Raw genomic sequence first — 17,399 nt, forward strand, 5'->3', positions numbered from 1 at the left:
CGGATAGGATCGGCACATCATGACTGCAACCCTCGTCGCCAAGAAGCTGACCGCCGCGCACGGTGAGCGCACGCTCTTCGCCGATCTCGACCTCGTCGTCGCGCCCGGCGACGTCATCGGCCTGGTCGGCGTCAACGGCGCCGGGAAGTCCACGCTGCTGCGCCTGCTCGCCGGGCTGGACACGCCCGAGACCGGTGAGCTGCGGCTCTCCCCGCCCACCGCCGCCGTCGGCCACCTGCCCCAGGAGCCGGAGCGCCGCCCCGCCGAGTCGGTGCGGGACTTCCTGGCCCGGCGTACGGGCGTGGCCGCGGCGCAGGCGGAGCTGGACACGGCCACGCAGGGCCTGGTGGACGGGACCCCGGGCGCGGACGACGCGTACGCGACCGCGCTCGACCAGTGGCTGAACCTGGGCGGCGCGGACCTCGACGAACGGGCCCAGGAGGTCGCCGACGACCTCGGCCTCTCCGTCGGCCTGGACCTCCCCATGACCGCGCTCTCGGGCGGCCAGGCGGCCCGTGCGGGTCTCGCCTCGCTGCTCCTCTCCCGCTACGACGTCTTCCTCCTCGACGAGCCCACCAACGACCTGGACCTGGACGGCCTGGAGCGGCTGGAGCGGTTCGTCAAGGGGCTGCGCGCGGGCACGGTCGTGATCAGTCACGACCGCGAGTTCCTCACCCGGACGGTCACCAAGGTCCTCGAACTCGACCTGGCCCAGCAGCAGATCAACCTCTACGGCGGCGGCTACGAGGCCTACCTGGAGGAGCGCGAGCGCGCCCGCGACCATGCCCGCGAGGAGTTCGACGAGTACGCCGACAAGCGCTCGGCGCTCGAAGGCCGGGCCCAGATGCAGCGCGGCTGGATGGACAAGGGCGTCAAGAACGCCCGCCGCAAGGCGACGGACAACGACAAGATCGGCAAGAAGTTCCGCAGCGAGGCGAGCGAGAAGCAGGCGTCGAAGGCCCGCCAGACGCAGCGCGCGATCGAGCGTCTCGAAGTCGTCGACGAGCCGCGCAAGGAGTGGGAGCTGCGGATGGAGATCGCGGCGGCGCCGCGCTCCGGCTCGGTGGTGGCGACGCTGCGCGAGGCGGCCGTCCGGCGCGGGGACTTCGTACTCGGCCCGGCCAGTCTGCAGATCGACTGGGCGGACCGGGTGGCGATCACCGGTGCCAACGGTGCCGGCAAGTCCACCCTCCTGGCCGTCCTGCTCGGCCGGCTGACGCCGGACTCCGGTGCGGCCACGCTGGGTTCGGGGGTGCTGGTCGGCGAAGTGGACCAGGCCCGGGGGCTCTTCCTCGGCGAGGAGCCGCTGCTGGAGGCCTTCTGCGCGGCCGTCCCGGAAACGGAACCGGCCGAAGTGCGCACCCTGCTGGCCAAGTTCGGACTCAAGGCAGCGCACGTACTGCGCCCCGCGGCCACCCTCTCCCCCGGCGAGCGCACCCGGGCGGCCCTGGCGCTGCTCCAGGGCCGCGGGGTGAACCTGTTGGTGCTGGACGAGCCCACGAACCACCTCGACCTCGTGGCGATCGAGCAGCTGGAGGCCGCCCTGGAGGCGTACGAGGGCACTCTGCTGCTGGTCACCCACGACCGCCGCATGCTGGACGCCGTCCACGTGACCCGGCGCCTGGAAGTGGCGGACGGCAAGGTCACCGAGCTCTAGCACGGCCCCGGGCACACCTGGTCATGCCGGGCTCCCGGACTAGCCCGTCTCTTTTGGATCTTGCCGGGCCCGCGCTGCCCGGCACCGCACCTCGCTGCGTTGTCGAAAGCGCCCCAGTACGTCCAGTACAAGGACGCTCCTCCGCCTTCCGATGCACGGCACCGGTCAACGCGGGCGCGGCCGACAAGATCCAAAAGAGACGACCTAGTACTCCTCGGGCCCCTTCCCCTCACTGCGGTGCTTGCGGGGCTCCTTGGGGTCCTGCGGCCGGTCGAGGCGGCTGGCCTCGTCCGTGTCCGCGGCCCGGACGGGCCCCGGCTCGGCCTCGGGCCGTTCCGTGTGCGGCTTGCGGCGCTGCGCCTCGTCGCCCTCGTCGTTCAGCGGAACGCCTCCGGCGCCACCCTGGTCCTCCATGGCACACCTCCTCTACCCCGTGCGGCCCTCCCTCGCCCAGCGGGTGCCCTGGCGAGGGCCCGGCAAACCCGGCCCCCTGCCCGCTCAGGCCGGGCGGTCGGCCGGAGGTCGGCGCTTGCGGGCCATCCTGCGGGCCACGAAGCCGCGCGGGAGGTGACGTGCGGCCAGTGCGTACGCCTGGTAGCGGCGGCCGGTGATGCTGACCGGGCGGCGCAGCGCGAGGTCGCGCAGGGCCTTGGCCACCACCTCCTCGGGCTCCAGCCAGACCGCTTCGCGCAGCGCGCTGACGTCCATGCCGGCCCGCTGCTGGAACTCGGTGCGGGTGAAGCCGGGAACCACCGCCAGGACCCTGACCCCGTACGGCTCCATGTCCACCCGGAGCGACTCGCTGAAAGCGGTGATCCAGGCCTTGGCGGCGCCGTAGGTCCCGGTCGGCAGGAGTCCGGCCACCGAGGAGACGTTGACCACCGCGCCCCGCCGGCGCTCGCGCAGGCCGGGCAGCACGGCGTGGGTGAGCCGGAGCGGGACCTTGACCAGCAGGTCGAGCATCCGCTCCTCGTCCTCGACCGGGCTGTACGGGAAGGGCGCGGGAAGTCCGAAGCCCGCGTTGTTGACGAGGATGTCCACCGGCCGCGCCCGGTCGGCGAGCCGCTCGACCACCGAGGCGCGGCCGCTGGGGTCCAGCAGGTCGGCCGCCAGTACCTCGGCGGCCGCTGCGAACTCCCGGCCGAGCTCTGCCGCGACCGAGTCGAGCCGGTCCTTGTCACGGGCGACGAGGACCAGGTCGCAGCCCTTGGCGGCGAAGCCACGGGCGAAGGCCGCGCCCAGTCCGGCACTGGCCCCGGTGATCAGAACGGTGGTCAAGAGAGCGTCACTTCCCAGCGGTCGAACGTGTCACGGGGTGAAGGCGGTGGTGGCCGGCGAGGCGTAGGCGTGGGCGACGTCGACGAGGAAGCGGGCCTCGTCCGCCAGGTCTCCGCCCTCCGCGGAGGTCTGCATGGCGGCGGGCAGCTCCAGCGCGGCCGCCTCGCCCGGCTGCCCGGCCCGTCCGGCCAGTTTCGCCTGCCGCGCCTCCTTCAGTACGCAGGCCAGCGCGGCCGCGGTGCGCCGCTGCTCGGGGACCCCGCTCCCGGCGACGTGGCTGCGGGCGCGTTCCGGGACGCCCGGGGCGACGTACTCGCCGAGGATCAGGATGGCGTCGCGCGTCTCGATGACCTTGCGGTACACCAGCAGGTTGCGCGGGACGGGCGGCCACAGCAGTTCCAGGACCCGGCCGGCCCGGGGCTTGTTGAGGGCGACGTGCGGGACGGCGTGGACCAGGTCGCGCCACAGCGGCCACAGCCGCCAGGCGGTGGCGATGTCGGCGGCGGTGCGGCGGAAGGTGAAGAGCGTCGGCACGAGGATCGCGGCGGCGCGCAGTATGCCGTGCAGGTTCATCAGCAGCGGCAGGGCGGGCATCGCCCAGGTGCTGTCGAAGAGGGCCTTGAGCAGGTACGCGAACCAGAACAGCCCGGCGAGCGCGGTGCCGAGGCCGAACAGGCGCAGCCCGGCTGCCAGGCCGCGGCTCTCGGTACGACGGCTGTAGCGCCAGCACAGCGAGACACAGATGATGTTCGCGATCACGTGCGCGGAGATCAGGACGAGCCAGTACGCGAGGGAGGGCACGGGCTCGCCGACCGGGGGCATGGTGTGCGTGCCGTGTGCCGGCGCGGCGGCGTCCAGAGCCACGAGCGTGGTCAGCCAGCACGCGGTGGCGATCCAGGCGGCGAGCTGGAGCCGGCGGCCGCGGGTGGCCGCGGCCACGAAGTAGATCACGGCGCCCGCCGACAGCACGCCGATGAGGTTGCGGACGAGGCCTACGGTGTGCGAGTAGCCGGGGTCGCGCATCGCGTAGGCGACGACGTCGGGGAGGTTCAGGGTCATCGCGGCGGCGGCGGTGGCGACGGCGAGCCACAGGCCGCGCTGTTGCGGGGAGCGCAGGGCCCCCGGGGCGCGGAGCAGGACCGCGATCCACAGGCAGAGCACACTGGGGACGGCGAGCCAGTTGCCGAAGGCTGTCAGGTCAGCTGCCATGGTTCCCCCGCTCGTACCCCATGGCGGATTCCAGCCGGGCCAGGGTGCCGCGGGCCGGGGCGGCCGACTGCGGGCCGGTGTTCGCCGTGCGGATGCGGATCATGCTGGCGAGCATCTCCGCCTCCTGCTCCTGGCGGGTGGTGTAGTTGGTGCGCCCCAGGACGACGGGAGCACCTCCATCGGCATCCTCGCCCTCCAGCGAGTGGTGGCCGAAGAGGATGTGGCCGAGCTCGTGGAGCACGATGTGCTCGCGGTGCAGCGGGGTGGTCTGGGCCTCGTAGAAGACGTAGTCGACGGTGGCGGTGCCCACCCACAGTCCGCAGACGCCGGATTCCGCCGCCTCTTTGGGGAGCGGGTGCAGCCTGATGGGGCGGCCTCGCTGTTCGGCTATTCGATGGCACAGCCCGTCGAGAGAGAACGGATGGGTCAGATCCAGATGGCCGAGAATGGTCTCGCACCTTTTGCGCAGGCTGAGTTGCGGGTACGGCATGTGATCCCTCTTCGGACCCTTTCTCGGGCAGCGTCGGTAGGCGTGTGTGGGCATGGGCATGGCGTCCTGTGCCTTCAAGGCGGCCTCGGGGAATGCGGTCCTGAGGGAAATACGGAAGCCCGTCCGCCGGGTGACGAACGGGCGTTCCACCATGCCTACAGATCTTGTACGGGAAATGGCAAGGCAAGTCCGCTTCGCGGGTGCCTATTCGGCCATTCCGTACGGAGACCGCCGCGCGCCGGGTGGCCGCAAAGGCACGGGGCCGAGGTCCCTACCGCTTGCGACGCTCCTCGGGCCCGGTGAGTCCGGCGCGTCGCAGGGCGTCGGCCATCGCACTGTTGGCGGGAGCGGGGGCGGACGTGCTGCCGCCGCCCGGCCGACGGCTCGGCCCCTGGCCGCGCCGGCCCTGGCCGCCGCCCTGACCGCCCTGACCGCCCTGGCCGCCCTGACCGCCTTGTCCCGCCTGCCGCTGGCCCTGGTCCTGCCCCTGGCCTTGACCCTGGCTCTGGTTCTTGGCGCCCTCGCGTGCCGTTCCCGCGCCACGCTGCTGCGGAGGACGGCCGCCGCCGCCCCGCCGCTCCTGCCTCTCCTCGCGCTGCCTGGGGGCGCCCGGCGCACGCTCCGCCCCGGCCTCGTCCTCCAGCCGCAGCGTCAGCGAGATCCGCTTGCGCGGAATGTCCACGTCCATGACCTTCACGCGGACGATGTCCCCGGGCTTGACCACGTCGCGGGGGTCCTTGACGAAGTTCTTCGACAGCGCCGAGACGTGCGCCAGGCCGTCCTGGTGGACGCCGATGTCGATGAAGGCGCCGAAGGCGGCCACGTTGGTGACCACACCCTCAAGGATCATCCCGGGGGCGAGGTCGCCGATCTTCTCCACGCCCTCCTTGAAGGTGGCCGTCTTGAAGGCGGGTCGCGGGTCGCGGCCCGGCTTGTCCAGCTCCCGCAGGATGTCGGTGACCGTGGGCAGGCCGAAGGCCTCGGTGACGAACTGCTCCGGCCGCAGGGAGCGCAGTACACCGGTGTTGCCGATCAGGGCCGCCACCTCACCGCCCGCCGCCTTGCCCATCGCCCGGACCACCGGGTAGGCCTCGGGGTGCACGGCGGAGGCGTCCAGCGGGTCGTCCCCGCCGCGGATCCGCAGGAAGCCCGCGCACTGCTCGTACGCCTTCGGACCCAGCCGGGCCACGTCCTTGAGCCCCTTGCGGCTGCGGAAGGGGCCGTTGGCGTCGCGGTGGGCCACGATGTTCTCGGCGAGTCCGCCGCTGATGCCCGAGACCCGCGAGAGCAGGGGCGCGGAGGCGGTGTTGACGTCCACGCCGACTCCGTTCACGCAGTCCTCGACCACCGCGTCGAGGGAGCGCGACAGCTTCACCTCCGACAGGTCGTGCTGGTACTGGCCCACGCCGATCGACTTCGGGTCGATCTTGACCAGCTCGGCGAGCGGGTCCTGGAGACGGCGGGCGATGGAGACCGCGCCGCGCAACGACACGTCCATGTCGGGGAGTTCCTGCGAGGCGAAGGCCGAGGCCGAGTACACGGAGGCACCGGCCTCCGAGACCATGACCTTGGTGAGCTTCAGCTCGGGGTGACGCGTGATGAGGTCCCCGGCCAGCCTGTCGGTCTCGCGGGAAGCCGTGCCGTTGCCGATGGCGATGAGATCTACCGCGTGCTCCTCGGCGAGGCGGGCGAGCTTGGCGAGGGACTCGTCCCACTTGTTGGCGGGCACGTGCGGATAGATCACATCGGTCGCCACGACCTTGCCGGTCGCGTCCACGACGGCGACCTTCACTCCCGTACGGAAACCCGGGTCCAGGCCGAGCGTCGCGCGGGTGCCGGCGGGTGCGGCGAGCAGCAGATCGCGCAGGTTCGACGCGAAGACCCGTACGGCTTCGTCCTCGGCGGCCTGCCGCAGCCGCATCCGCAGGTCGATGCCGAGGTGCACCTGGATCTTCGTGCGCCACGCCCACCGGACCGTGTCGGCCAGCCACTTGTCGCCCGGCCGGCCGCGATCGTTGATGCCGAACCGGCGGGCGACCATCCCCTCGTACGTGGAGGGCCCGGGGGTGGCTGAGTCCTCGCGGTCCTCCGGCTCCAGGGTGAGGTCGAGGACGTCCTCCTTCTCACCGCGCAGCATGGCCAGGACGCGGTGAGAGGGCAGCGCGGTGAAGGGCTCGGCGAAGTCGAAGTAGTCGGCGAACTTGGCGCCCGCCTCCTCCTTGCCCTCACGGACCTTGGCGACGAGCCTGCCGCGGGTCCACATGCGTTCGCGGAGCTCGCCGATCAGGTCGGCGTCCTCGCCGAAGCGCTCCGTGAGGATGGCGCGGGCGCCGTCCAGAGCTGCCGCCGGATCGGCGACGCCCTTGCCGGCGTCGACGAACGCGGCCGCCGCCGCGGCCGGTTCCACCGACGGGTCGGCCAGCAGCCCGTCGGCGAGCGGCTCCAGGCCGGCCTCGCGGGCGATCTGCGCCTTGGTGCGCCGCTTGGGCTTGAAGGGCAGGTAGATGTCCTCCAGCCGGGCCTTGGTGTCGGCCGCGTGGATCCGCGCCTCCAGCTCGGCGTCGAGCTTGCCCTGCTCCCGTACGGAGTCGAGGATCGCCGCGCGCCGGTCCTCCAGCTCGCGCAGATACCGCAGCCGCTCCTCGAGGGTGCGCAGCTGGGCGTCGTCGAGCATCTCGGTCGCTTCCTTGCGGTAGCGCGCGATGAACGGCACGGTGGAACCGCCGTCGAGCAGCTCGACGGCGGCCTTGACCTGCCGCTCCCGTACGCCGAGCTCCTCGGCGATCCTGGCTTCGATGGACGTCGTCACGATCGGGTTCCGCCTGCCTTCGTTTGCACTGGAAGGCTGCCAATTGTGGCAGGTGGTGGTGACGGACGCCGGGACCCTGCTCAGACCTTGCCGAAGAGGTCGCGCGGAAAGGCCCCGGCGGCGATCGCCTTCATGACGAAACCGCCGCCGAGTTCGGCGAGACGGGCCAGGCCCTGGGCGCCGAGGTGTTCGTACGGGGCCGCGTCGAGGCGGTCGGTGTCCGCTTCGAGGCGCTCGCGTACGGCCTTGCCCTCCTCGGTGAGCTCGCCGTTCGCGTCGAGGATCCCGCGGGCGCGCAGCCGCTCGGCGGCGGCGTCCAGGTCGGACTGCTCCCAGCCACGGCTGGCCGTGATCCACTTCGGGGTCATGCCCCGGCCGGTGGCGGTGTGGCTGACCAGGGCCTCCACGGGGTCGAGGTCCGCGATGAGCAGGGCCGCGAGGTGGCCGTCGCCGCGGTGCTCGCGCAGCAGGGTGGTGGCGTGCCACAGGAGCAGGTGCGGCTCCTCGGGTACGGGGAGGTCCGCGTGGGCGGCGTAGAGGGTGCGGGCGTGGCGGGTGCAGCCCTCGGCTGCGCGCATCGCCAGGCCGGCGGCCTCCGCGAGCTCGGGGGACTCGATGGTCTCGGCGCCGAGCAGGCGGCGCAGGGTGGTGTCGGCGGCCCGCAGCCGGGCCGCGAGGACCTGCTCCGGGGTGGCGCTGTCCCATACGGCGGGCAGGTGCCGGGCCACCAGGTCCTGACGGTAGTTGTAGAAGGTGGCGGTCACCGTGCCGGAGCCGACGGCGCCCATGGCGGCGGCGCGGCTGGCGAGGTTGACGGCGACGGGGTCGGTGACGCCGAGGGCCGCGAGTTCCTTGGCGAGGTCCGGCGAGAAGTAGATGGTGGCGTGCAGCGGGTTGATCGCGGCGTGCCAGCAGCGGCGGGCGGCGAGCGGGGGAAGCGTCATGGCGCGTAGGTTACCGACTGCTCAGTATGTCGGGTAGACCCGCGCGGCACGACGGCGGTTTCGGGCCGTTTCTCCCCGGTGGCGGCCGCATGGCGATCGTGTGACAGCAGGGGCCATGGACATGACCTCCCGCTCCGGGGTGAATACCTTCGAACGGAACCGCCTCCTCTCCCACTTGGAGTTCTGCGTGCACCGCAAAGTCATCGCCCCGAGCGTCCTCGCCGCCTCCCTGCTGCTGGTGATCCCGGCGTCGGCGGCGAGTTCGGTTCCGGGCGCCCCGGGCATCGGCGATCCCTACTACCCGGCCAGCGGCAACGGCGGATACGACGTGTCCCACTACGACCTGCGCCTGAAGTACCAGCCGCAGACGGACCTCCTCGAAGGGACGGCCACCCTGCTGGCCACCGCGAAGCAGGACCTGTCCCGCTTCAACCTCGACTTCGGCCTTCAGGTCAGCGAGGTGCGGGTCAACGGTGTCAAGGCCGGGTTCGCCACGTCCGGGACGCAGGAGCTGGAGGTCACCCCGGCGAAGCCGCTCGCGCGCAACACTCCGCTGACCGTCGTCGTCAAGTACGCCGGCAAGCCCTCCGCGTTGAAGGTGGACGGGTGGACGGCCTGGCACCGTACGCCCGACGGCGGCGTGGCGGCGCAGGAGCCCGACTCGGCGATCTGGTGGTTCCCGAGCAACGACCACCCGCTCGACAAGGCCACCTTCGACGTGTCCGTCAGCGTCCCCGACGGCACCCAGGCCATCAGCAACGGCGTGCTCCAGTCGCAGACTTCGCGGCTCGGCTGGACCCGGTACAACTGGCGCTCCAACAAACCGCAGGCCACCTACCTCACCACGCTGGCCGTCGGCAAGTTCGACATCACCACCGACAAGACGGCGAGCGGGCTGCCGATCCTCAACGCCTACAGCAAGGACCTCGGTGACCACGCGGGCGCGGCGCGGGCGAGCGTGGAGCGGACCGGCGAGGTCGCCGAGTGGCTGGAGGGCGTGTTCGGCCCTTACCCCTTCAACGCACTGGGCGGCTACGTCCCGAACGTGAGCGCGGGCTTCGCACTGGAGACCCAGACACGGCCGTTCTACGGCCCGCGCCAGTTCCAGAACGGCGCCAACGTCTCGGTGGTCGTGCACGAGCTGGCCCACCAGTGGTACGGCGACAGCGTGTCCGTCGAGGGCTGGAAGGACATCTGGATCAACGAGGGCTTCGCCCGCTACAGCCAGTGGCTGTGGTCGGAGAAGGAGGGCGAGGGCACGGCTCGGGAGCTGGCCGACTGGGCCTATGCGTCCCGCCCGGCCGAAGACCCGTTCTGGCAGGTCAAGCCGGGTGACCCGGGCGCGGCGAACCAGTTCCACGGAGCCGTCTACGACCGGGGGGCGATCGCGGTGCAGGCGCTGCGCAACGAGGTCGGCGACGAGAAGTTCTTCCGGATCCTCAAGGGCTGGCCGACCGAGCGCGCCTACGGCAACGCCGAGGTCGGGGACTTCGTCCGGTACGCGGAGGAGGTCTCCGGGCAGCCACTGGCCCAGCTGTTCGACACCTGGCTGTACACCCCGGGCAAGCCGGCCGCCTCGGCCCTCGGCCCCGCCGCCGCCCGGACCACCCAGTCCCCGGCGGCCGGCTCACTCCGGAGCGCCCCGGCCGCGCCGGTGGAGCCGAAGTCCTGGAAGAAGATCGCGGAGACGAACACGGTCCACGACCACGGCCACTGAGCCCCTCAGCGGGCGGCGGCGCGCCATCGGGCCCGCGCCGCCCGCGCGATGGGCAGGTACCGCAGTCGCTCCGGCAGCAGCGGTACGAGGAGCCGTACGGCCGTGCTGAACCACCGGAGCCTGCGCTCCTGGGCCGGGCTCCACTCCAGCCCGATGGCGGCGCGCGCCTCGGGCGGCATGTACCCGACGGTGGTGAAGGCGCGGAAGCGCAGGAACGCCACCCGCAGCACCGGCCAGGCGAGCCGCAGCAACAGCCGTACGGCGGGCGGCCCGCCCTCCGGGGGCGGGAGCGGCACATCGGTGGCGACCAGCTCGCGGGCGACCTCGGTGGGTTCGATCTCCTCGGCCAGCATCCGGCGGTAGTAGGGCCAGTACTCCTCGATGCTCTGCGGCATGTCACGGTCGTGGAGGCCGAGGATCCGGCCCACCTGGAGCCACTCGCGGTAGAGCTGCCGCTCCTGGGCGGGGGTGAAACGGCGCAGCAGGTACCGCCCGGCGTACAGGTAGACGGGGAAGCCGGTGGCGTGCACCCAGGCGTAGCAGGCGGGGTCGAGGGAGTGGTAGCGCCTCCCGCGGGTGTCGGTGCCCTGGATCTCCTTGTGCAGCCGGCGCACCCGGCGGCCCTCCTCGGCGGCGTCCTCCCCGCCGTACACCCACAGCTGCACGGAGCGCAGCGAGCGCTCGCCCCGGCCCCAGGGGTCGGTGCGGAAGACGGAGTACTGGTCCACCCCGGCCGCGATCGCCGGGTGCGCGACCTGCATGGTGAAGGCGGCCGGCAGCATCAGCAGGGCCCGGATGTCGCCGGCGATCGTCCACAGCACTCCGCCCGGCGGAGGCGGCTCGGGGTCGCTCCGGCGGCGGGCCGTCGTCCCGGAGGGCCCTTCGGCCGGATGTCGCGTGGTGCTCATGCGCTTGCCCCCAGATGTAGCCCCTCTGTCCTTCCAGTATGACCGCGGTCGGGCGCACCCCCGCGATGTCCCGGAGCGGACAGAAAGTCTTGTCACAGGTGTTACCCAGAGGTAACCGCGGCTGCTTGGATGACGGAGCCGATCTTCCCCCGCAGGAATGATGGAGACTCCATGCTGCACACCTCGCACCAGCGCCACCGGGCCGCCGCCGCGGCCGTCGCGGTGGTCGCCGCCGGCGCGCTGGCCGTCACCACCGCGCCCGCCGCCACGGCGGCGGAGAGCGCCGCCGCCCCGCGGCTCAGCGTCCTGTCGTACAACGTGTTCCTGATGAGCAAGAACCTCTACCCGAACTGGGGCCAGGACCACCGGGCCGCGCAGATCCCCCGGGCCTCCTTCTACCAGGGGCACGACGTAGTGGTGATCCAGGAGGCCTTCGACAACGCCGCCTCGGACGCGCTGAAGGCCAACTCGGCGGCGCAGTACCCGTACCAGACCCCGGTCGTCGGGCGCGGCAAGACCGGCTGGGACGCCACGGGCGGCGCGTACTCCTCCACCACCCCGGAGGACGGCGGCGTCACGGTCCTGAGCAAGTGGCCCATCGTCCGCAAGGAACAGGTCGTGTACAAGGACGCCTGCGGCGCCGACTGGTGGTCCAACAAGGGCTTCGCCTATGCGGTGCTGGACGTGAACGGCAGCAGGGTGCACGTGGTCGGCACCCACGCGCAGTCCACCGACCCGGGCTGCGGCGCGGGCGAGGCGGCCGACATGCGCGCCCGCCAGTTCCGCGCCATCGACGCGTTCCTGGACGGGAAGAACATCCCGGCGAGCGAACAGGTCATCGTGGCGGGCGACATGAACGTCGACTCGCACACTCCCGAGTACGCCGCCATGCTCGCGAACGCCGACCTGGCGGGCTCCGACACCCGCACGGGCCACCCGTACTCCTTCGACACCGCGATGAACTCGATAGCGAGCTACCGCTACCCGAGCGACCCGCGCGAGGACCTGGACTACGTCCTCCACCGCAAGGGCCACGCCCGCCCGGCGGGCTGGGAGAACAACGTGGTCAAGGAGGAGTCGGCGCCCTGGACGGTCTCCAGCTGGGGCACTTCCTACACCTACACCAACCTCTCCGACCATTATCCTGTTGTGGGGTATGTGGCCCCCTAGTTGAACAAGGCCTTTCAGCCGCCGTGGGCCGCTCAGCGGGCACCTCGTCCGCCGGAGCCCACACCGGCACCACCCGCCTGGACGCACACAGCCCCCTCTCGGCCCTTTGGGGTCCGGGAGGGGGCGCCTTCGTGCGTCCCGGCTCAGTCGAGCGGGAGGGCCTGGTGCGCGGCCACGATTGCGTCGATGCGGTGCGCCAAGTCGAAGTCCGCGTCCGTCAGCCGGTGACCGGCGTCGTGGGTGGTGATGGACGCCCGGAGGTGGTCGATGCGCAGGTCGAGATCGGCGTGGTGCTGGATGCGGCGGGACCGGTCGGCGATGGTCACGATCGCGGCCACCGCCGCGTGATAGCGGATGTCGTAGGTGCGGGTGATCTCGTGACCCTTCCGCTCCCACCCCGGCAGCCCGGCCAGATGCTCGGCGATCTCCTCGTCGGACAGCGGCGTCGGTACGTCCATGTCAGCTCCCCTCGTTGACAGGCGCCAGGATCTCGGTGAGGTCCCGGCCCACCGGGGCATCGTGCCACGGCCGCATCGCCCGCTCCAGGCTCGTCAGTTCGCCGTGCATTCGCACGGAGCGGGTCTCCACAGCAATGGCTGCGGCTTCCCGAGCGATCTCGACCGCGTGATCCGGCTCCCGGGCTACGGCGGCCGCCGTAGCGTGCCGGGCAAGGTACACACCACGGTCTCTGCGCGCGGTGGACGGCACTGCGACGAGCACCTGTGACCACAGGTACTCCGCTTCCCGGCCGAGACCCAACCGGCCGTAGCAAGTGGCCCGCTGCACCTCCAGGTAACCGGGTGTCCGTCGGCAGGCGTTGCCCCAGGGCAGGTCATCGTCCACGTGGGAGATGAGGCTGTCCGCGGTGTCGATGAGGCGGTCGACGGCGGTGCGGTCTCCGGTGAGGCTGGCGCCGTGGGCCTGCTGCTGCATGGCCATCACACGGACCTTCGGAAAGAGCCTGTCGTCGTCGAGGGCGGCCTCGCACAGGCCGATGACCCCGTGGCCGTCGCCGAGGTCTGTGCGGACCTGCGCAAGGTTGACGAGGCTGTAGCCGATGAGATGCGGGTCCCGGGAGCGGGCCGCGATCTCCTGCGTTATGCCCCGCCAGAACCTGGCCGCGCCGAGGTCCCCGGCGTCCTGGTAGAGCCAGCCGACCAGCGCGGCGTACGCAGCGCCGACTCGGAGCAGGCCGCGGCGGGTCTCGTCCTTCGCATTGCGAACCAGCTTGTCGATGAGCTGGTACTGGGCAGATACGGTGCCGATGAGGTCGTGCGGGCCGAGCATCATGTCTGCCCGGTAATGGCCCTCCAGCTGGCTTTGGAAGTACCCAATCAGTGCGGGGTCAACGTGCTGGGGCGCGGTGGGGCCGGGCACGAGCGCGGCGGCTGTCAAGGATGCGAACGTCCTGCGTTTCACGTCTTCCTCTTGGTGTGCCTCGGGACGGATCCAGTCGGCGGGCGCCGTGAATCCGAGATCCTCGGGCCACTGGCCGAGCGCGTCGTGCAGCACGATCGCCCGCTCCTCCGGCGGCCAGCCGGGCTCCGGGCCTTCCCACCGCCGCCATGTCCGGGCCGACACCGTGAAGTGCGAATCATCGAGGAGGCGTTGCCCGTGCGCCTGAAGCCCCGCGGCGGCAGCCTCCATGGTGCGCCAGCTCACCCGGAGCCGGGCGGCCCTGAGTGCGTCATTGCGGTGGCCCATGGCCCCAGTCTGAGGTGTCATCACGTCTGTCCCCGGCCGTGGCCGCTACGTGGCCACCGATGGCCACGCGATGGCCTATCTGCCCATCTGCGTGCCAGCCCATCATCCTCCTATGACGACGAACAGCGCAGACGAACGGGGCCGGGAGCGCCGGACATTGCCTGAACGTCCGTCGGGCCCCAGCGCCGAGCTGATCGCCCGAGCGGACGCCGGTTGGGCGCGGTTCCTCGCGGCCGCCAGCTGGAAGCTGGAGCCGTCAGATGACTGAGGCATACGAGTACGTGCCGCACCGGCTACTGAAGCGGCGGGTACGTGACATCGCGTCCGGTGCCGAGGGCGAGCTGATGGCCGTCATCAACGAGAACGTGTCGGATGACGCTGCATACGGGCGCTGGGTCGAGCTGGCGTACATCCGCGTCCCGTCCGGCCGTGAAATCACCACCGCCGTCGACAACATCGAACCGGTCTGATGGGCGAGCTCGCCCGGCAAGTCCTGTACGTCGTCATCGTGCTCGGCGTCTTCGCCGCGATCGTCGTCGGCACCCACTAAGACCCCGCCCCTGCCGGGATGAACCGCCGGTCCCCGACGGGGGCGGCCCCTTCGCACCATCGGAATCTCACCAAGGAGACCCCTGTGGCCCGTAAGAACCAGCCCTGCAGCCCGGTACCACCCTGCTCCGTGAAGCCGGCCGGAGGCGCAGCACCCGGCCGCGCGGCGACGCTCACGCGCGGGGCCCACGACGCCCGGGCCCTGCTCTCCGCTGACGACTTCATGGCGGTTGTCGCGACTGTCGCCGGCAACAACCCCGACATGGGTTGGACGATGGCCGAGCGGGTCACCGTCGAGGGCCTCAAGTTCGTCGCTGCTGGCGCAAGGACCGACAAGGGCATCGCCCCGTCCCGCGTTGTGGACGAGGGGTGGCACGCCCTCATCCTGCACACCGCCGTGTACGCGGGCCTGAACAAGCGGCTCGGCGGCGAGTTCGTCCACCACTACCCCCAGCTGCCCGACGCCGGCCGCTACGACCCGGCAGTCCACGAGCACACACTGGCCGCGATCCGAGCCGCTGGATACGAGCCGGACCTGGAACTGTGGACCGCCCCTGGCGACGGCGTCACCGAGGTCTCCGCGAAGTGCCAGCACGCACCGAGCTGCGCGATCCGCCCGATGCCCAAGCCTGAGTGGCCGTAGTCTCTGGGGCCAAGGCAAGGAGGCCAACGTGACCGAGTGGATCGATCCGCGGTACGCAGATCTGGTAGCTGAGTGGCGAGCAGCGCAGGAGCCCGACTCCCGCGACCCGGATGAGCCCCGCCCCGTGCGTGGCTTCCTCTTCCCGAGCGGCCAGAACTGAGCCGTCTGGAGCCCCGGCCGGTCCTCTTCCGACCGGGGCTCCTCACACCGGGCGCCGCCTGCGGCTCGTACGGTGGTGGCCGTGAGGTACCTGAGCGTCATGTTGCGCTTAGTCTCTATCCGACCACCACCCGGTGATCGGCCGCTGACCGGCTCCCGCGGGTGCCCGCCGGACGGCGGGCACCCGCGGGAGACCTCCGGGCGCCCGCCCCGGTCAGCCGCCTTCCTTCACCGCCCGCGTTTCCGGGCCGTCGTACGGGGCCTCGTACAGGCCGTCGATGAGCGCGCCGTACTTGTCGCGCACCACCCGGCGGCGCAGCTTGAGCGAGGGGGTGAGCTCGCCGGACTCGGGGCCCCACTCCTCGGTCAGCAGCCGGTACCTCTTGATCTGCTCGGTCCGGTTGAGCCGGGCGTTGGCCGCCTCGACCGCGCGGGCGATCTCCTCCCGGACGGCGGGGTGCCCGGCGAGCGCGCTCAGGGAAGGGGCCTCGATCCCCCGGGCCGCCGCCCAGGCCGGCGCCAGCTCCGGGTCCAGGACGAGCAGGGCGACGAGGTAGGAGCGGCCGTCGCCGTGTACCAGGGCCTGCCCGATGAGCGGATGCTCCTTGACGGTGTTCTCCACCAGCGCCGGTGAGACGTTCTTGCCGTTCGAGGTGATGATCAGCTCCCTCTTGCGGTCGGTCAGCCAGAGGAACCCGTCCTCGTCCATCCGGCCGATGTCGCCCGTCGGGAACCAGCCCTCCCCGTCGGCCGCGCTCTCCACCGACCCGTCCGCCCGCAGATAACCGCTGAAGACGGTCGCACCTCGGGTCAGGATCTCCCCGTCCTCGGCGACCTTCAGCTCCAGCCCCTCGATCGGGCGGCCCACCGAACCGAGCCGGAAGCCGTCCGGGCTGTTGACCGTGCACACGCCGGAGGTCTCGGCGAGCCCCCAGGCGTCCATGATGGTGATGCCCCAGCCCGCCCAGAAGCGGACCACGTCGATCGGCATCGGCGCCGTCGCGCTGGCCGTCCAGAGCAGCCGGTCCAGCCCGGCCAGGGCCAGCATCGGGTCGAGGACCCGCTCCTTCGCCCTGGCGTACGAGGCTTCGAGCGCGGCCGGGACCTCCTCGCCGCGCTCACGGTGCCCGGCCCGGGCGCGGGCGAGGTCGTTCGCGGCCTCGATCGCCTCCCGCTGTTCCCGCGGGAGGCGGGCGAGCACCGCCCGTACGGAAGCGGCGAGCTTCTCCCACACCCGGGGCACGCCGAAGAACTGCACGGGGTGCAGTTCGCGGACCGCCTCCGAGACGGCGGCGGGGTCGGCGCACAGCCGCACGTGGGCGGCGCGCAGGAGCGGCAGGTAGATGCCGAGAATGCGTTCGGCGATGTGCGCGAAGGGCAGGTAGCAGATGTGCTCGGCGTGTTCCGGCAGTTCGACGTTCCGGTCGAGGCGGACCGCCTGGAGCATGATGTTGCGGTGGGTCAGCGGGACGCCCTTGGGGTCGCCGGTGGTGCCGGAGGTGTAGACGACGGTCAGCGGGTCCTCGGGGCGGGTCTCGCGCCAGGCCTTCTCGAAGGCGTCGGCGCGGTGCGGGCGGGCCCCGCTCGCCTGGAGGGATCCGTACGTCCGGTGCGGGCCGGCGTCCGCGGCCTCGGCGACGACCAGCCGCTCCAGCGGGACCGTGTCGTCGGCCAGCAGCGGTTCCCAGCGGCCGAGTTCGCGGGCGCCTTCGACTACGGCGACCCTGGCCCGGCTGTGGCGGGCGATGTGGGCCACCTGCCCGGGCGCGGAGGTTCCGTAGACGGTGACGGGGACCGCGCCGAGGTGGACGAGGGCGAGGTCGCTGAGCCAGTGTTCGGGGCGGTTGCCCATCATCAGCAGCACGTGCTCGCCGCGCCCGATGCCGAGGGCGGCATAGCCGGAGGCGAGGGCGGCGACCTCGCGGCGGACCTCGGTCCAGCTGAGGGTGGTCCACTCCCCCGCGCCGGGGCCCGCGCGCCACGACAGGGCGGGCAGCTCTCCGTACTCGGCGGCGTTGCGCGCCAGCAGGGCGGGGAGTGTGATCTCCTCGGGTCGTCCGGGCAGTCGCAGGTTCGTGGTCATGGGCAGCTCCTGGCCGTTTCACATCGTTGGTGCGACAGCAATACTGTTGAACCCAAGCTGTGGAGCAGAGAGCGAGGCG

At 71.8% G+C, this 17,399-nt stretch carries 16 protein-coding genes; 6 read left to right on the top strand and 10 right to left on the bottom strand.

All coding sequences use genetic code 11. From position 1 onward, the window contains the following. The first annotated feature begins 19 nt into the window (after window positions 1-19). On the top strand, window positions 20-1,657 hold the full coding sequence (locus ABZX75_RS05905; RefSeq protein WP_355408267.1) for an ABC-F family ATP-binding cassette domain-containing protein: 1,638 nt from the start codon (window positions 20-22) through the stop codon (window positions 1,655-1,657). Window positions 1,658-1,861: 204 nt separating this feature from the next. Here the strand turns inward: ABZX75_RS05905 and ABZX75_RS05910 are convergent, their stop codons facing one another. The 6 genes from ABZX75_RS05910 to ABZX75_RS05935 all read right to left on the bottom strand — a co-directional run bounded on the left by ABZX75_RS05910 (window position 1,862) and on the right by ABZX75_RS05935 (window position 8,387). Then, window positions 1,862-2,071: a hypothetical protein gene (locus ABZX75_RS05910; protein WP_355408269.1), complete on the bottom strand. Its 210-nt coding sequence runs from the start codon at window positions 2,069-2,071 to the stop codon at window positions 1,862-1,864. Between the two features lie 84 nt (window positions 2,072-2,155). Then, complete coding sequence (locus ABZX75_RS05915) at window positions 2,156-2,935, bottom strand: SDR family NAD(P)-dependent oxidoreductase (RefSeq protein WP_355408271.1); 780 nt, start codon at window positions 2,933-2,935, stop codon at window positions 2,156-2,158. 30 nt (window positions 2,936-2,965) lie between these two features. Then, window positions 2,966-4,144, bottom strand: coding sequence for an MAB_1171c family putative transporter (locus ABZX75_RS05920; protein WP_355408273.1), 1,179 nt, complete (start codon window positions 4,142-4,144; stop codon window positions 2,966-2,968). Further along, window positions 4,134-4,634: a hypothetical protein gene (locus ABZX75_RS05925; RefSeq protein ID WP_355408275.1), complete on the bottom strand. Its 501-nt coding sequence runs from the start codon at window positions 4,632-4,634 to the stop codon at window positions 4,134-4,136. The genes ABZX75_RS05920 and ABZX75_RS05925 overlap by 11 nt, the downstream gene beginning before the upstream one ends. Before the next feature lie 271 nt (window positions 4,635-4,905). Next, a complete protein-coding gene (locus ABZX75_RS05930; protein WP_355408277.1) occupies window positions 4,906-7,443 on the bottom strand; it encodes a Tex family protein in 2,538 nt (845 codons plus the stop codon). Window positions 7,444-7,523: 80 nt separating this feature from the next. Beyond that, entirely contained in the window at window positions 7,524-8,387 is an 864-nt protein-coding gene (locus ABZX75_RS05935; protein WP_355408279.1) for a hypothetical protein, read from the bottom strand. 187 nt (window positions 8,388-8,574) lie between these two features. Here ABZX75_RS05935 and ABZX75_RS05940 point away from each other — a divergent pair, with 187 nt between their 5' ends. After that, the gene (locus tag ABZX75_RS05940; RefSeq protein ID WP_355408502.1) at window positions 8,575-10,104 is read left to right on the top strand and encodes a M1 family metallopeptidase; all 1,530 of its coding nucleotides are present in this window, start codon (window positions 8,575-8,577) and stop codon (window positions 10,102-10,104) included. A 5-nt stretch (window positions 10,105-10,109) separates the two neighbouring features. Here the strand turns inward: ABZX75_RS05940 and ABZX75_RS05945 are convergent, their stop codons facing one another. Beyond that, entirely contained in the window at window positions 10,110-11,012 is a 903-nt protein-coding gene (locus ABZX75_RS05945; RefSeq protein ID WP_355408281.1) for an oxygenase MpaB family protein, read from the bottom strand. Between the two features lie 171 nt (window positions 11,013-11,183). On the opposite strand from ABZX75_RS05945, the gene sph reads away from it, so the two are divergent. Further along, entirely contained in the window at window positions 11,184-12,182 is a 999-nt protein-coding gene (gene sph, locus ABZX75_RS05950; protein WP_355408283.1) for a sphingomyelin phosphodiesterase, read from the top strand. A gap of 143 nt (window positions 12,183-12,325) precedes the next feature. Here sph and ABZX75_RS05955 read toward each other — a convergent pair whose 3' ends face one another. Together ABZX75_RS05955 and ABZX75_RS05960 are read right to left on the bottom strand one after the other, a co-directional pair. Further along, window positions 12,326-12,640 carry a 4a-hydroxytetrahydrobiopterin dehydratase gene (locus ABZX75_RS05955; RefSeq protein ID WP_355408285.1) on the bottom strand — a complete coding sequence of 105 codons (315 nt, stop codon included), beginning with the start codon at window positions 12,638-12,640 and terminating at the stop codon, window positions 12,326-12,328. A gap of 1 nt (window position 12,641) precedes the next feature. After that, window positions 12,642-13,886, bottom strand: coding sequence for a Twin-arginine translocation pathway signal (locus tag ABZX75_RS05960; RefSeq protein ID WP_355408287.1), 1,245 nt, complete (start codon window positions 13,884-13,886; stop codon window positions 12,642-12,644). Between the two features lie 260 nt (window positions 13,887-14,146). Between ABZX75_RS05960 and ABZX75_RS05965 the strand changes: the two genes are divergently transcribed. The 3 genes from ABZX75_RS05965 to ABZX75_RS05975 all read left to right on the top strand — a co-directional run bounded on the left by ABZX75_RS05965 (window position 14,147) and on the right by ABZX75_RS05975 (window position 15,238). Further along, window positions 14,147-14,356, top strand: a complete 210-nt coding sequence (locus ABZX75_RS05965; RefSeq protein ID WP_355408289.1) for a hypothetical protein — start codon at window positions 14,147-14,149, stop codon at window positions 14,354-14,356. Window positions 14,357-14,565: 209 nt separating this feature from the next. After that, window positions 14,566-15,078: a hypothetical protein gene (locus ABZX75_RS05970; protein WP_355408291.1), complete on the top strand. Its 513-nt coding sequence runs from the start codon at window positions 14,566-14,568 to the stop codon at window positions 15,076-15,078. A 28-nt stretch (window positions 15,079-15,106) separates the two neighbouring features. Continuing rightward, complete coding sequence (locus ABZX75_RS05975) at window positions 15,107-15,238, top strand: hypothetical protein (protein WP_355408292.1); 132 nt, start codon at window positions 15,107-15,109, stop codon at window positions 15,236-15,238. Between the two features lie 213 nt (window positions 15,239-15,451). Here the strand turns inward: ABZX75_RS05975 and ABZX75_RS05980 are convergent, their stop codons facing one another. Next, window positions 15,452-17,320: an AMP-dependent synthetase/ligase gene (locus ABZX75_RS05980; RefSeq protein ID WP_355408294.1), complete on the bottom strand. Its 1,869-nt coding sequence runs from the start codon at window positions 17,318-17,320 to the stop codon at window positions 15,452-15,454. Window positions 17,321-17,399 lie beyond the last annotated feature (79 nt).

The organism is Streptomyces sp. NPDC003038, from assembly GCF_040611115.1.
In the GTDB taxonomy this organism is placed as follows: Bacteria; Actinomycetota; Actinomycetes; order Streptomycetales; family Streptomycetaceae; genus Streptomyces.